We start from the raw sequence: 14558 nt of genomic DNA, 5'->3' as shown, positions 1-14558 counted from the left end.
GGGATGGAAGCGGACCACGGTGGGGGCACCGGAAACGAGAAGAAGCTCCCCTGGCCCGGGGTGAAGAGCCCTCCACCGACGGACCGGAACGCGGAGGCCGCATCCGAGGCGCTACCGGGGGGCGGGGCGGACGCCCTTCGGGGGCCGGTCGCCGCGGCGCCTCCCCCGGACGCCGCCTCCACGCCCGTACGCCCACCCGTGCCCGGGGCCGACGGACGCGGTCAGGGCGCAGGTATGGCCGCGTTGTCACTTCCGTACCAGGTCGTCGCGGCGTTGGCGCTGTCCGTCGTGGGAGTGGTGGCCTGCACCCACATCGCCATGATCTTTCTGCACGTCGCGCCCTCCAACACGCTGACGAAGCAGCACGGCGAGGTGGTCGACCGCTGGGTCTACCCCGAGTTCGAGCAGAACTGGAAGCTGTTCGCCCCCAACCCGCTCCAGCAGAACATCTCCGTACACGTACGGGCCGACGTGGCCGACAACGGCGCCGACGGCAGCAGAGTCACACCCTGGATGAACCTTTCGCGGGACGACGGCGAGGCGATACGCGGCAACCTCCTCCCCAGCCACGTCGACCAGAACGAGCTGCGCCGTGCCTGGGACTTCTACAGCGGGTCCCACGACAGCGAGAACCGCCCCAACGGGCTGCGCGGAGAGCTGTCCGAGCGCTACATCCGCCGCATCGTCATGCTGCGCCTCGACGAGCACGGCTACGGCGGAACGGTCGAGCGCATCCAGGTGCGGTCCGTGGTGCGCTCCGTCGGGGCTCCGCCCTGGAGCGACGAGAAGATCAGCACCCAGCCCGAGTACCGGGAGCTCCCGTGGTGGACCGTCAACCCGTCCGACCTCCGTACGGCGGACGATCCGGTGTCGCAGGCCGGGCAGGCGGAGAAATGAGCGCCTCCACCCCGGGCCGTGACGGTGCGGCGGCCCTCGGCCTCTCGCTCGCCCGGGCCGTCCAGCGCGTCACGGCTTCCCCCCTCGGCGCCTACCAGAGCGCCGTCGTCCGGATCGGTGTCTCAGCCACCTACCTGCTGTTCCTGCTGCGCGAGCTGCCCCACCGACACGAGCTGTACGGCCCCGACGGTCCGTGGGGCTGGGACATGGCGCACCGGCTCATCAGCAACAACGGCTCCTTCACCGTCCTGATGTGGTCGGACAGCACGCTCTGGTTCGAGACCGTGTACGCGCTCACGCTGGTGTCGGCCGCGCTGCTGATGATCGGCTGGCGTACCCGGTTCTCGTCCGTGCTGTTCATGGCCGGGGTGCTCTCCCTGCAGAACCGCAGCATCTTCATGGGCGACGGCGGCGACAACGTCATCCACCTGATGGCGATCTATCTGGTGGTGACGCGCTGTGCGCGGGTCTGGTCCCTGGACGCGCGTCGCGCGGCCCGGGACGCCACGCGCTCCGCGGAAGGGCGCGGACCCGCCCGTGACGTCGCGGGACCGGCCCTGTGGGCGGTGCTCGGCTGCGTCCTGCTGCCCGCCACCATCATGGTCGGATTCGGCGGCACCTGGTGGCTGCCGTCGCTCATGTGGCTGCTCTGGGTGGGCAACGGTGCCTGGTGGGCGCTGAACCGTTACGCGCCGGGCCATGAGCTGCGAGCGCTGTGCGACGTCCTGGCCAACCTCGCCCACAATGCCGCGCTCGCCGTGATCATGGCTGAGGTCTGCCTGATCTACGCGACGGCCGGCTGGTACAAGATCCAGGGCTCCCGCTGGCAGGACGGCACCGCGATCTACTACCCGCTCAAGCTGGACTACTTCGCACCGTGGCCCGAGCTCTCCGGGCTCGTCGCGTCCAGTGCCCTGGCCGTCATGGTGGTCACGTACCTCACGGTCATCGCGCAGGTCGCCTTCCCCTTCACGCTGTTCAACCGACGGGTCAAGAACGTCCTGCTGGTCCTCATGATCGGTGAGCACGCGGGGATCTCGGTCCTGTTGGGGCTTCCCTTCTTCTCCATGGCGATGATCTCCGCGGACGCCGTCTTCCTGCCGACGGTCTTCCTCCTGTGGCTGGGGAACAGGGTGACGCGCGGCCGGCAGAGGCTGTTCTCCCGCACGGCGGGCAGGATCCGTCTGCCCGGGCAGCGCCGGGAGGCGCCGGAGGGCGAGGAGGCCGTGCGCGGCGGCGCCGGCGGTGGCCATACGCTCGTCGGGTGACCAGCGAGACCGGCAGTACAGAAGAGCCCCGGGCGGCAGCGGCGCCCGATCCGTCCGCGGAACCGATCCAGTACGACGACGGGTTCGGTGCCGTGATCGGTGTCGGGCCGCACCCGCTGCCCTGGCCCGAGGGGGAGCGCTACGACCCCGAGCTGCTCGCCGACGGGGACCGGCGCAATGTGGGCGACGCCTATCGCTACTGGACGAGGGAGGCGATCGTCGCCGATCTCGACCTGCGGCGGCACGATTTCCATGTGGCGGTGGAGAACTGGGGCCACGACTTCAACATCGGCTCGGTGGTACGCACCGCCAACGCCTTCCTCGCGAAGGAGATCCACATCGTGGGGCGGCGGCGCTGGAACCGGCGGGGCGCGATGGTCACCGACCGCTACCAGCACGTGCGGCACCACCCGGACACGGCGGACCTGACGGCATGGGCGGCGGACGAGGGGCTGCCGATCATCGGGATCGACAATCTGCCCGGGGCCGTGCCGTTGGAGCGGACGGTCCTGCCGCGCCGGTGCGTGCTGCTGTTCGGGCAGGAGGGCCCGGGGCTGACCGAGGAGGCGCGCGAGCACGCCTCCATGGTGTGCTCGATCGCGCAGTTCGGCTCGACGCGGTCGATCAATGCCGGCGCGGCGGCCGCCATCGCCATGCATGCCTGGGTGCAGAGGTACGCGGACATCCCGGAACCGCTCGACGCGTGACATGTGAAGCGGGCGTGACCGACGGAGCGGATGCGACCGGTGGAGCGGGCGTGACCGGTGGGGTGGGCGTGACCGGTGGAGCGGATGCCCGCTCCACCGGTCACGCCCGGGAGGCCGTCGGCCAGGTGCTCGCTCAGGCCTGGCGGCGGACCTCCACGATCCGGAAGCGGTTGGACACGAAGGCTCCGTCGCAGAGCGCCGCGTTGGCCGCCGGGTTGCCCCCCGAGCCGTGGAAGTCGGAGAAGGCCGCCGTCTGGTTGACGTACACGCCGCCGGTGAGATTCAGCGAGAGCTGAGCGGATTCGTCGAAACAGACGTCTTCCACCGCCCGCTCCACCTCGGGATTGGTGGTGTACGCGCCTACGGTCATCGCCCCCTTCTCGCGGATCGTGCGGCGCAGCAGATCCAGGGCGTCCCCGGTGGAGTCGACGGCGACGGCGAACGAGACCGGACCGAAGCACTCCGACAGGTAGGCCGCCCCCTCGTCGGGCTTGGTGCCGTCGAGTTTCACGAGCACCGGGGTGCGGACCACGGCGTCGGGGAAGTCGGGGTTGACGACCGGACGCGAGGCGAGCGCGACGTCGCCCAGGGAGGACGCCCCTTCCAGCCGGGCCCTCACATCACCGTTCACCAGGGCGCCGAGCAGTCCGTTGGCCCGGGCGTCGTCGCCGAGGAGCCCGGTCACCGCTCCGGCGATGTCCGCCACCACCTCCTCGTAGGACTTGGCGCCCGCGTCGGTCCGGATGCCGTCCCGTGGGATGAGCAGGTTCTGCGGGGTGGTGCACATCTGGCCGCTGTAGAGGGAGAGCGAGAAGGCCAGGTTGGAGAGCATGCCCCGGTAGTCGTCGGTGGAGTCGAGGACGATCGTGTTGACGCCGGCCTTCTCCGTGTAGACCTGGGCCTGCCGGGCGTTGGTCTCCAGCCAGTCGCCGAAGGCGGTGGACCCCGTGTAGTCGATGATCTTGATTTCGGGCCGCACCGCCAAGGTCTTGGCGATGCCCTCGCCCGGCCGCTCGGCCGCCAGTGCGACGAGATTCGGGTCGAAGCCCGCCTCGGACAGCGCCTCGCGCGCCAGCTGGACGGTGAGTGCCAGCGGCAGGACCGCCCGCGGGTGCGGCTTGACCAGGACGGGATTGCCGGTGGCCAGGGAGGCGAAGAGGCCCGGGTAGCCGTTCCACGTGGGGAAGGTGTTGCAGCCGATCAGCAGGGAGACGCCGCGCCCGGCCGCCGTGTACGACTTGTGGAGCCGCAACGGGTCGCGCTTGCCCTGCGGCTTCGCCCAGTCGGCGCTGCGCGGCGTGCGTGTCTGTTCCTCGTACGCGTACGCCACGGCCTCCAGGCCGCGGTCCTGGGCGTGCGGGCCGCCGGCCTGGAAGGCCATGACGAAGGCCTGCCCGCTGGTGTGCATCACGGCGTGGGCCAGTTCGTGCGTTCGGGCGCTGATCCGGGCCAGGATCTCCAGACAGACCAGGGCCCTGGTCTCGGGGCCCGCAGCCCGCCAGGAGCCCATGGCGGCGCTCATCGCGGGGAGCAGGACATCCGGATCGGCGTGCGGGTACTCGACGCCGAGCTCCGGCCCGTACGGCGACACCTCTCCGCCGGTCCAGCCGTCGGTGCCGGGCTGGCCGAGATCCAGCCGGGTGTTGAGCACGGCGTCGAACGCGGCCTTGCCCTCGGCCGCGCCGAGGCTGCCGGGGAGACCTTCGTCGCCGTAGGCCTTCGGGTGCTCGGGGTGCGGGGACCAGTAGGCGCGCGTGCGGATCGCGTCGAGGGCCTTGTCGAGCGTCGGGCGGTGGATCTCGGACAGCTTCTCGGGGGAAAGCTCGGCGGCCATGACGGACCAACTCCTCGTCGAGCCGGGCAGGGATGTGCGGACGGAGTTAGAGTAACCGAACGATCGGTCGGGACAAGGGGGCCCGAAGGACCTGTGGACAACTCATGGGGGAGGATCGCGTTCATGACCACGGCCAAGCGGGACACGTACACCCCGGAGACACTCCTGACCGTTGCCGTCCGCGTTTTCAACGAGCGCGGCTACGACGGCACGTCCATGGAGCACCTCTCCAAGGCGGCGGGCATCTCCAAGTCGTCCATCTACCACCATGTGACGGGCAAGGAGGAGCTCCTGCGGCGTGCCGTGAGCCGGGCGCTCGACGGGCTCTTCGGCATCCTCGACGAGCCGGGGGCGATACAGGGGCGGGCGATCGCCCGGGTCGAGTACGTCACGCGCCGCACGGTCGAGGTGCTCCTGGGGGAGTTGCCCTACGTCACGTTGCTTCTGCGCGTACGCGGCAACACGAAGACGGAGCGCTGGGCCCTGGAGCGGCGGCGCGAGTTCGACCAGCGGGTCTCCGAGCTCCTCCAGGCCGCGGTGGCGGAGGGGGATCTGCGGGCCGACGTGGACATACGCCTGGCCACCCGGCTCCTCTTCGGCATGGTGAACTCGCTGGTCGAGTGGTATCGGCCGCAACCGGGAGGCTCCGCCGAGGCGGAGCAGCTCGCCGACACGGTCGTCCAGCTCGCCTTCGAGGGGATGCGGGCCGGCTGACCCCGGACGGGGAGCCCTAGGACAGCTCGGCCGGACGGTCCGGGCGCGGGCCCAGGTCGGTCTCCTCGAACACCAGCAGGGTGCGGGTCGACAGCACCTCCGGTATGGCCTGGATCCTGGTCAGGACCAGTTCGCGCAGTGCCTGGTTGTCCGGTGTGTGCACCAGCAGCAGGACGTCGAAGTCGCCGCTGACGAGCGCGATGTGCGTGGCGCCCGGAAGCGCCTGGAGCTGCTCCCGGACGGTGCGCCAGGAATTCTGGACGATCTTGAGCGTGATGTAGGCGGAGGCGCCCTCCCCGGCGCGCTCGTGGTTCACGCGTGCACTGAAACCCCGGATCACCCCGTCCTCGACGAGCCTGTTGATGCGGGCGTACGCGTTGGCCCGCGAGACGTGGACACGTTCGGCGACGGCCCGTATCGAGGCGCGGCCGTCCGTCTGGAGGATGCGCAGGATGGCTCGGTCCGTGGAGTCCAGGGGCCGCGCGGGCGGCAGGCGGCCCGGGTCCCCGGCTCTGTCGGCCATTCGTTCAGCTGCCATCTGCCCGCGCCTCCCTGTTGTGGACGACCTGCCCCTATCCCAGGCTGTGGAGAACCGTTTGTCCACAGGCTGGAGGTGCCTGTAGCCAAATTGCCCCCGCGACCGAACAATCGGTAGGTGAGGCAGGACACACCCACGCTCTGCTCACACCCCGACATTCCTGCAGATACCCCGATGCCAGGAGGTGCTTGTCATGACGGTCCAGGAGCTGCCCGGCGCTGCCGCCTACCGGCCCACGCCGCCCCCGGCCTGGAAGCCGCTCACCGACCCCGCGCCGCTGCTCCCGGACCCCGAGCCGTTCCGCGTGCTCGGTACGGACGCCGCGGCCGGCGTCGATCCCGAGCTGCTGCTGAGGCTCTACGCCGAGCTGGTGCGCGGGCGCCGGTACAACGCCCAGGCCACCGCACTGACCAAGCAGGGCAGGCTCGCCGTGTACCCGTCGAGCACCGGCCAGGAGGCCTGTGAGATCGCGGCGGCGCTGGTGCTGGAGGACCGTGACTGGCTCTTCCCCAGCTATCGCGACACCCTCGCCGCCGTCGCGCGCGGCCTGGATCCGGTCGAGGCGCTGACCCTGCTGCGCGGGGACCGGCACACCGGATACGACCCGCGTGAACACCGGATCGCGCCGCTCTGCACCCCGCTGGCGACCCAGTTGCCGCACGCGGTCGGATTGGCGCACGCGGCGCGCCTCAAGGGCGACGACGTGGTGGCGCTCGCGATGGTCGGCGACGGAGGGACGAGCGAGGGGGATTTCCACGAGGCGCTGAATTTCGCGGCCGTCTGGCGGGCCCCGGTCGTCTTCCTCGTGCAGAACAACGGCTTCGCGATCTCCGTGCCGCTGGCGAAGCAGACCGCGGCGCCGTCCCTCGCCCACAAGGCCGTGGGCTACGGGATGCCGGGGCGGCTGGTCGACGGCAACGACGCGGCAGCGGTGCACCAGGTGCTGAGCGAGGCGGTGGCACGGGCCAGGCGCGGCGAGGGGCCGACGCTGGTGGAGGCGGTCACGTACCGCATGGAAGCCCATACGAACGCCGACGACGCCACCCGCTACCGCGGCGACGGCGACGTGGAGGCGTGGCGTGCGCACGATCCGATCCGGCTGCTGGAACGGGAGCTGACCGGGCGCGGGCTGCTGGACGAGGACGGCATCGGGACCGTGCGGGAGGCGGCGGAGCGGATGGCCGAGGGCCTGCGCGAGCAGATGAACGCGGATCCGGTGCTCGACCCGATGGATCTCTTCGCCCACGTCTACGAGGAGCAGACCGGCCAGCTGCGGGAGCAGGCTGCACGGCTGCGCGGCGAGCTGGAGGCCGAGCAGGAGAGCGGCGCGGAGGAGGGGCGATGAGCACCGCTGCAGCGACGGCCGGGGTACGAACCGGCAGGGCCAGACCGGCCACCATGGCGCAGGCGCTCGGGCGGGCGCTGCGCGACTCGATGGCGGCCGATCCGACGGTGCACGTCCTCGGGGAGGACGTGGGCACGCTCGGAGGCGTCTTCCGTGTCACCGACGGCTTGGCCAAGGAGTTCGGCGACGACCGCTGCACGGACACCCCGCTGGCAGAGGCGGGAATCCTCGGCGCGGCCGTGGGCATGGCGATGTACGGGCTGCGGCCCGTGGTGGAGATGCAGTTCGACGCCTTCGCGTATCCGGCGTTCGAGCAGTTGATCAGCCATGTGGCCAAGATGCGGAACCGTACGGCGGGCGCCATGCCCCTGCCGATCACGGTGCGGGTGCCGTACGGCGGAGGGATCGGGGGCGTCGAGCACCATAGCGACTCGTCCGAGGCGTACTACATGGCCACCCCCGGCCTGCACGTCGTCATGCCGGCCACGGTCGAGGACGCGTACGGGCTGCTGAGGGAGTCGATCGCCTCCGACGATCCGGTGGTCTTCCTGGAACCGAAGAGGCTCTACTGGTCCAAGGCCGACTGGTCGCCGGACGCGCCGGCACCGGTGGAGCCGATCGGGCGGGCTGTCGTCCGGCGCCCCGGGCGCAGCGCGACCCTGATCACCTACGGGCCGTCCCTCCCCGTGTGTCTGGAGGCGGCCGAGGCGGCCACCGCCGAGGGATGGGACCTCGAGGTGGTCGACCTGCGGTCGCTGGTCCCCTTCGACGACGAGACCGTCGCCGCGTCCGTCCGGCGCACGGGCCGTGCGGTCGTCGTCCACGAGTCGTCCGGCTTCGGCGGCCCTGGCGGGGAGATCGCGGCTCGGGTCACCGAGCGGTGCTTCCACCACCTGGAGGCGCCGGTGCTGCGCGTCGCGGGGTTCGACATCCCTTATCCGCCGCCGATGCAGGAGCGGCACCATCTGCCGGGCGTGGACCGGGTCCTCGACGCGGTCGCCCGTCTTCAGTGGGAGGCCGAGAGCTGATGGCGCAGGTGCTCGAATTCAAGCTGCCCGACCTGGGCGAAGGCCTGACCGAGGCCGAGATCGTGCGCTGGCTGGTGGAGGTCGGCGACGTCGTCGCCATCGACCAGCCGGTCGTCGAGGTCGAGACGGCGAAGGCCATGGTGGAGGTCCCCTGCCCGTACGGGGGTGTGGTCACGGCGCGATTCGGCGAGGAGGGGGCGGAGCTCCCGGTCGGCGCACCGCTGCTGACGGTGGCGGTCGGTTCGGTGGAACCGGCGCCGGGGTCCGGCGTCTCCGGTGAGCCCGGCGGCGGCGGTGCCGAGAGCGGGGCGTCGGGCAATGTGCTGGTCGGTTACGGAACGGCGGCACCGGCGGCGCGGAGGCGCAGGATCAGCCCCGCTCCGGCTCCCGTCGCACCGACGCCCGCAGCTCCCGTCACACCGACGCCCGAGGGCGCGGCCCCTGTCACACCGACGCCCGCGGGCCCGGCGTCGGTTACGGTCCCGCCGGATGAGCACGGTCCTGTCGCCGTCGTCTCCCCCTTGGTCCGCAAGCTGGCGCGGCAGCACGGGCTCGATCTCCGGCAGGTCGCCGGCACGGGCCGCGACGGGCTGATCCTGCGTACGGACGTGGAGTCCGCGATCAGGACGGCGGACGAGGACCGCACCGCCGATGCGGCTCCGATGGCCCGCCCGGGGCCGGAGGCACCGGATGAGCGCGTCGCGCTGCGCGGAGTCCGGGGCGCGGTCGCCGAGAAGCTGTCCCGGAGTCGGCGGGAGATTCCCGACGCCACGTGCTGGGTCGACGCCGATGCCACCGCGCTGATGGCCGCCCGGGCCGCCATGAACGCTGCCGGTGGCTCCGCCGCCGGGCCCAAGGTGTCGGTGCTCGCTCTGCTGGCCCGCATCTGTGTCGCGGCGCTGGCACGCTTCCCCGAGCTCAACTCGACGGTGGACACGGACGCCAGGGAGATCGTGCGGCTGTCCGGGGTCCATCTCGGCTTCGCCGCCCAGACGGAGCGTGGTCTGGTCGTTCCGGTGGTGAGGGACGCGCACACACAGAACGCCGAGTCGATCGGTGCGGAGATCGGCCGGCTGACCGAGGCGGCCCGTGAGGGGAAGCTGACCCCGGCGCAGCTCACCGGAGGGACGTTCACCCTGAACAACTACGGGGTGTTCGGCGTCGATGGTTCGACGCCCATCATCAACCACCCCGAGGCGGCCATGCTCGGCGTCGGCCGTATCGTGCCCAAACCCTGGGTGCACGAGGGCGAGCTGGCTATCCGCCAGGTCGTGCAGCTCTCCCTCACCTTCGATCACCGGGTCTGCGACGGCGGCACAGCGGGCGGTTTCCTGCGCTACGTCGCGGACTGTGTGGAGCAACCGGCGGTGTTGTTGCGCACGCTGTAGTGGTGCCGGTCCGTGCACGGTCCCTCCTGCCCGGGCTTCTTGTGAGTTCGGTCCCTCGGGGGACCGTCGGGGGTGGGCGGCCCGCATACTCGGGGGCATGACCGCCTATGACGCCATCGTTCTTGCCGGCGGGGCCGCGAAGCGCCTCGGGGGAGCCGACAAGCCAGGGCTTCATGTGGGCGGCCGTGCGCTGCTCGACCGGGTTCTGGCCGTCTGCGGCGACGCGGGATCCACCGTGGTGGTGGGCGGGCGCAGGCCGACGGTGCGGCCGGTCACCTGGACGCGTGAAGTGCCCGAAGGGGGCGGACCGTTGGCCGCCCTCGGTGCCGGTGTACGGCACACGGACGCGGAGAGCGTCCTGGTGCTCTCCGCGGACCTTCCGTTTCTGGGGGAGGAGACCGTGCGTTCCCTGCTGGCCGCCGCGCGGACGGGAGCGCACGAAGGGGCCCTGTGCACCGACGGGGACGGCCGGGACCAGCCGTTGGTAGCGGTGTACCGGGGTGAACCGCTCCGTCGTGAGCTCGCCCTTCTGGCCACCGAACACGGCAGCCTCGCCGGTCTTCCACTGCGGCTGCTGACGGCCGAGCTGGATCTGGCCAGGGTCCAGGCCGGACCTCTCGCTTCGTTCGACTGCGACACCTGGGAAGACATTGCCGCCGCCAGGGCGCGGATCAGGGAGCATGGGACCGTGCTGGACGAATGGATCACCACAGTCAAGAACGAACTGGGCATCGAACTCGACGTCGACACCGGCGTCCTGCTCGATCTCGCCCGTGATGCCGCCCACGGTGTCGCCCGCCCCGCCGCCCCGTTGACCACCTTCCTCGTGGGGTACGCGGCGGCGATGGCGAGCAGCGGCAAGAGCCCGGAGGCGGCGGCCGAAGCGGTCGCGGAAGCATCGCGCAAGGCCACCGCCCTCGCGCTCCGGTGGGAGGAGGAGGCGGGCAGCGGGCCCGGAACGCCATGACCGCGCACGGAGGCGAGGCACGGACGTCCGACGAAGAGCGGGCGGCCGAGGAGGAGCGGGCCGTCCAGCAGGCGCTGGCGATCGTCGGCCATCAGCCGCAGACCGTCCACTCCCCGCCGGAGCGGTCCGGAGGAACGGCTCAGCCGGACCGATCCGGAGAGTGGTCACCGGCAGACCGAGCCGACGAGACGGACCGAGCCGACGCGACGGACCGAGCCGACGCGACGGACCGAGCCCCCGCGACGGATCGAGCCGCTGGGATGAATCGCGCCGACAAGACGGGCCGAGCAGGCGGCACGGGCCGAGCCAACGGGACAGGCCCTGCATCCTCGACGACATCCGCGAAGCCCGGCGTGCGCACAGGGCGCCCGGCCCAGGCCGCCCTCGCCCCGGACTCCCCTGCCTCTCCGCAGGCCCACCGGACCAGGGCCGCCGCCTGGGAGGGAGCGCGTTCCCTGGCCGAGCGCCTCGGCCGTTCCACTCCCCCGGCAGCCCACCGCCTCCCCCTCGACAGGGCTCTCGGGCATGTCCTGGCCGAGGCCGTGCTCGCGCTCACCGACCTCCCGCCGTTCGACACCTCGGCCATGGACGGCTGGGTCGTCGCGGGGCCAGGGCCCTGGACCGTAGGGGAGGGGGAAGGGCTGCTCGCCGGACGCGGATCCACGGATCCGCTGCCGGACGGCCACGCTCTGCGGATCGCGACCGGTGCACGCCTTCCTGCGGACGCCACCGCGGTGATCCGCAGCGAGCACGCCCACTGCGACGCGGCCAAAGGGCTGTTGCACCCCTCACGCGAAGTCGTCCCGGGCCAGGACATCCGGCCCCGGGGCCAGGAATGCCGGTCCGGCGACGAGCTCCTCCCCGTCGGAACCGTGGTGACCCCGCCCGTCCTCGGTCTGGCCGCTGCCGCCGGGTACGACGCCCTCGTGGCCGTACCCCGGCCTCGTGTCGAGGTCTTCGTCCTCGGCGATGAACTGCTCTCTGCCGGACTGCCGCGTGAAGGCCTGATCCGGGACGCGCTCGGGCCCATGATGGCCCCCTGGCTACGCGCTCTGGGCGCGGAGGTCGCGGAACCCCGGCGCCTCGGCGACGACGCCGAAGCCCTTCGCAACGCTCTCGTCTCCTCCGACGCCGATCTGATCCTCACCACCGGGGGGACGGCTGCCGGGCCGGTGGACCATGTCCATCCCGTCCTGGCCGAGATCGGTGCCGAGCTGCTGGTCGACGGGGTCGCCGTGCGCCCCGGTCATCCCATGCTGCTGGCGCGGCTTCCCGAGGGTGGCCCCTGTCTGGTGGGCCTGCCCGGCAACCCGCTCGCTGCGGTGTCCGGGCTGCTGACCCTGGCTGAACCCCTTCTGCGAGGGATGGCCGGCAGATACACCCAGGGTCGCTACCGTGCGCCCGTCCACGAAGAGGTACACGGGCATCCGCATGACACCCGGCTGATCCCTGTGGTCCACCGCGACGACAGCGTCATGCCCCTCCACTACAACGGACCGGCCATGCTCCGGGGGATCGCCGCCGCGGACGGGCTGGCCGTGGTGCCACCCGGCGGGGTACGGTCCGGCACCGAGGTGGAGATCCTCGATCTACCGTGGGCCTCGGCGTCGCCGTGGACGGAAGGGTGTTTCACGTGAAACTTCCCGGCCACGATGCGATGGCCAGGCGTGCGGACGAACACGTCGTCCCGACCCGGGTGCTCCTGCCCCGGCGCGTGGTCGACCGACCGCTGCGCCAGGTGGCCAAGCGGCTGGCGATGGCTCTCACCGTGCTGGCCACCACGGTCTTCATCGTCTGGGCCGACCGGGGCGGGTACCACGACAACGCCGACAACAAGGTCGACTTCCTCGACGCCGTCTACTACGCGACGGTGACGCTGTCGACCACCGGTTACGGCGACATCGTCCCGTACAGCGACCCGGCGCGGCTCGTCAACGTGGTGCTGGTGACGCCGTTGCGGGTGCTCTTCCTGATCATCCTGGTCGGCACCACCCTCGAGGTCCTGACGGAACGGACCCGGGAGGACTTCCGGCTGAACCGTTGGAGAACCAACTTGCGTGAACACACCGTCGTCGTCGGCTTCGGCACGAAGGGCCGCTCGGCGATCCAGACGCTCTGCGCCACGGGTCTGAAGAAGGACCAGATCGTCATCGTCGACCCGGCCGGCAAGGTGATCGAGGCAGCCAACGCCGAAGGGTTCGTCGGCGTGCTCGGCGACGCGACGCGCAGCGACGTGCTGCTGCGGGCCGAGGTGCAGAAGGCCCGTCAGATCATTATCGCCACCCAGCGGGACGACACGGCCGTCCTGGTCGCCCTGACCGCACGCCAGCTCAACAGGGGCGCGAAGATCGTGGCCGCCGTGCGTGAGGAGGAGAACGCGCCGTTGCTGCGGCAGTCCGGCGCCGACGCCGTGATCACCAGCGCGAGCGCGGCGGGCCGTCTGCTGGGCCTCTCCGTCCTCAGCCCCAGCGCGGGCACGGTGATGGAGGATCTCATCCAGCAGGGCAGCGGCCTCGATCTCGTCGAACGGCCGGTGATAAAGGCCGAGGTGGGCAAGAACGTCCGGGAGACCGACGATCTGGTGGTCAGCGTCCTGCGTGGCCATCGGCTGATCGGCTACGACGATCCGGCGGCCAGCCCCCTGCAACTGACGGACCGCGTGATCACGATTGTGCGGGCCTCACCGCTCCACACGTCGCCGATGCACCAGCCGCAGCAGCCCAACCAGCGGCCCTAGGAACCGGACCGGGCGCGGCGCGGGCAGGTCCGCCCCCGTCCGGGACTCCGCACGGAGTAGCCTCGCGGCCATGTATGCGATCACGATCCCCGAACCCGGCGGCCCCGAAGCGCTCGTATGGGCCGAGGTCCCCGATCCCGTACCAGGCGAGGGTGAAGTCCTCGTCGAGGTCGTGTCGAGTGCGGTCAACCGGGCTGATGTCCTGCAGAGGCAGGGCTTCTACAACCCGCCGCCCGGTGCCTCCCCCTACCCCGGCCTGGAGTGCTCGGGCCGCATTGCCGCGCTCGGCCCCGGGGTGACCGGATGGTCCGTGGGCGACGAGGTGTGCGGGCTGCTCGCCGGCGGCGGTTATGCGGAGAAGGTCGCCGTCCCGGCCGGACAGCTGCTGCCCGTGCCCGACGGTGTGGACCTCGCGCAGGCCGCCGCGCTGCCCGAGGTGGCGGCGACGGTCTGGTCCAACGTCTTCATGGTGGCCCACCTGCGCCCCGGCGAGACCCTCCTGGTCCATGGTGGGTCCAGCGGCATCGGCACGATGGCGATCCAGCTCGCCAAGGCCGTCGGCGCGCGCGTAGCGGTGACGGCGGGAGGCCCCGAGAAGCTGGCGCGCTGTCAGGAACTCGGCGCCGACATCCTCATCGACTACCGCGAGCAGGACTTCGTCGATGAGCTGCGCAAGGCGACGGACGGTGCCGGAGCCGATGTGATCCTGGACATCGTCGGGGCGAAATACCTGGACCGGAACGTGCGGGCGTTGGCGGTGAACGGCCGCCTCGCCATCATCGGCCTCCAGGGCGGAGCGAAGGGTGAGCTGAATCTGGGCGCCCTGCTGAGCAAGCGGGCCGCCGTCACGGCGACATCGCTGCGCGCCCGGCCGCTCGCGGAGAAGGCCGCGATCATCGCCGCAGTACGTGAGCACGTCTGGCCGCTGCTCGCCGACGGCGTGGTCCGGCCGGTCGTGGACCGCACGCTGCCCATGGCGGAAGCGGCGGAGGCACACCGGCTCATGGAGTCCAGCAGCCACATCGGCAAGATCCTCCTCGCCGCCCCGAAGGCCTGACACCGGCGGACCGAGGGCGTCAGTGGGCGAGGGCGTCGGCGGGCTGAGGTGGCACGCGGGCTGAGGTGCCACGCGGGC

At 71.4% G+C, this 14558-nt stretch carries 13 protein-coding genes; 11 read left to right on the top strand and 2 right to left on the bottom strand.

Annotation, left to right across the window (positions count from 1 at the left end; genetic code table 11):
- Window positions 1-3 precede the first annotated feature (3 nt).
- Genes OG488_RS18575 through OG488_RS18565 form a run of 3 tightly spaced genes read left to right on the top strand, consistent with a single transcriptional unit; the run spans window position 4 to window position 2872 of the window.
- A complete protein-coding gene (locus OG488_RS18575; RefSeq protein ID WP_329238783.1) occupies window positions 4-897 on the top strand; it encodes a DUF5819 family protein in 894 nt (297 codons plus the stop codon).
- Window positions 894-2165, top strand: coding sequence for an HTTM domain-containing protein (locus OG488_RS18570; RefSeq protein WP_329230673.1), 1272 nt, complete (start codon window positions 894-896; stop codon window positions 2163-2165). The genes OG488_RS18575 and OG488_RS18570 overlap by 4 nt, the downstream gene beginning before the upstream one ends.
- On the top strand, window positions 2162-2872 hold the full coding sequence (locus OG488_RS18565; protein WP_329230671.1) for a TrmH family RNA methyltransferase: 711 nt from the start codon (window positions 2162-2164) through the stop codon (window positions 2870-2872). Before OG488_RS18570 ends, OG488_RS18565 begins: the two co-directional genes overlap by 4 nt.
- 133 nt (window positions 2873-3005) lie before the next feature.
- Here OG488_RS18565 and paaN read toward each other — a convergent pair whose 3' ends face one another.
- Complete coding sequence (gene paaN, locus OG488_RS18560) at window positions 3006-4706, bottom strand: phenylacetic acid degradation protein PaaN (RefSeq protein ID WP_329230670.1); 1701 nt, start codon at window positions 4704-4706, stop codon at window positions 3006-3008.
- A 123-nt stretch (window positions 4707-4829) separates the two neighbouring features.
- Here paaN and OG488_RS18555 point away from each other — a divergent pair, with 123 nt between their 5' ends.
- Window positions 4830-5420 carry a TetR/AcrR family transcriptional regulator gene (locus OG488_RS18555; RefSeq protein ID WP_329230669.1) on the top strand — a complete coding sequence of 197 codons (591 nt, stop codon included), beginning with the start codon at window positions 4830-4832 and terminating at the stop codon, window positions 5418-5420.
- 16 nt (window positions 5421-5436) lie between these two features.
- Here the strand turns inward: OG488_RS18555 and OG488_RS18550 are convergent, their stop codons facing one another.
- Window positions 5437-5943, bottom strand: a complete 507-nt coding sequence (locus tag OG488_RS18550; protein WP_403920734.1) for an Lrp/AsnC family transcriptional regulator — start codon at window positions 5941-5943, stop codon at window positions 5437-5439.
- 208 nt (window positions 5944-6151) lie between these two features.
- Here OG488_RS18550 and pdhA point away from each other — a divergent pair, with 208 nt between their 5' ends.
- From pdhA to OG488_RS18515, 7 genes are all read left to right on the top strand, one after another.
- Window positions 6152-7303 (top strand): pyruvate dehydrogenase (acetyl-transferring) E1 component subunit alpha, encoded by a 1152-nt coding sequence (pdhA, locus tag OG488_RS18545; protein ID WP_329230665.1) that lies wholly within the window; start codon window positions 6152-6154, stop codon window positions 7301-7303.
- A complete protein-coding gene (locus tag OG488_RS18540) occupies window positions 7300-8331 on the top strand; it encodes an alpha-ketoacid dehydrogenase subunit beta (RefSeq protein ID WP_329230663.1) in 1032 nt (343 codons plus the stop codon). Before pdhA ends, OG488_RS18540 begins: the two co-directional genes overlap by 4 nt.
- The gene (locus OG488_RS18535; protein ID WP_329230661.1) at window positions 8331-9719 is read left to right on the top strand and encodes a dihydrolipoamide acetyltransferase family protein; all 1389 of its coding nucleotides are present in this window, start codon (window positions 8331-8333) and stop codon (window positions 9717-9719) included. Before OG488_RS18540 ends, OG488_RS18535 begins: the two co-directional genes overlap by 1 nt.
- Before the next feature lie 97 nt (window positions 9720-9816).
- The gene (locus OG488_RS18530; RefSeq protein WP_329230660.1) at window positions 9817-10686 is read left to right on the top strand and encodes an NTP transferase domain-containing protein; all 870 of its coding nucleotides are present in this window, start codon (window positions 9817-9819) and stop codon (window positions 10684-10686) included.
- Window positions 10683-12323 (top strand): molybdopterin molybdotransferase MoeA, encoded by a 1641-nt coding sequence (locus OG488_RS18525; RefSeq protein WP_329230658.1) that lies wholly within the window; start codon window positions 10683-10685, stop codon window positions 12321-12323. The genes OG488_RS18530 and OG488_RS18525 overlap by 4 nt, the downstream gene beginning before the upstream one ends.
- Window positions 12281-13423, top strand: a complete 1143-nt coding sequence (locus OG488_RS18520) for a potassium channel family protein (RefSeq protein WP_329230657.1) — start codon at window positions 12281-12283, stop codon at window positions 13421-13423. Before OG488_RS18525 ends, OG488_RS18520 begins: the two co-directional genes overlap by 43 nt.
- 70 nt (window positions 13424-13493) lie before the next feature.
- Window positions 13494-14480, top strand: coding sequence for an NAD(P)H-quinone oxidoreductase (locus OG488_RS18515; protein WP_329230655.1), 987 nt, complete (start codon window positions 13494-13496; stop codon window positions 14478-14480).
- Window positions 14481-14558: the final 78 nt, after the last annotated feature.

Origin of the sequence: Streptomyces sp. NBC_01460 (genome assembly GCF_036227405.1) — a bacterium.
Lineage (GTDB): Bacteria > Actinomycetota > Actinomycetes > Streptomycetales > Streptomycetaceae > Streptomyces.
Note: the sequence above shows the minus strand (reverse complement) of the source record. Positions and strands in the feature narration are given on the sequence as shown.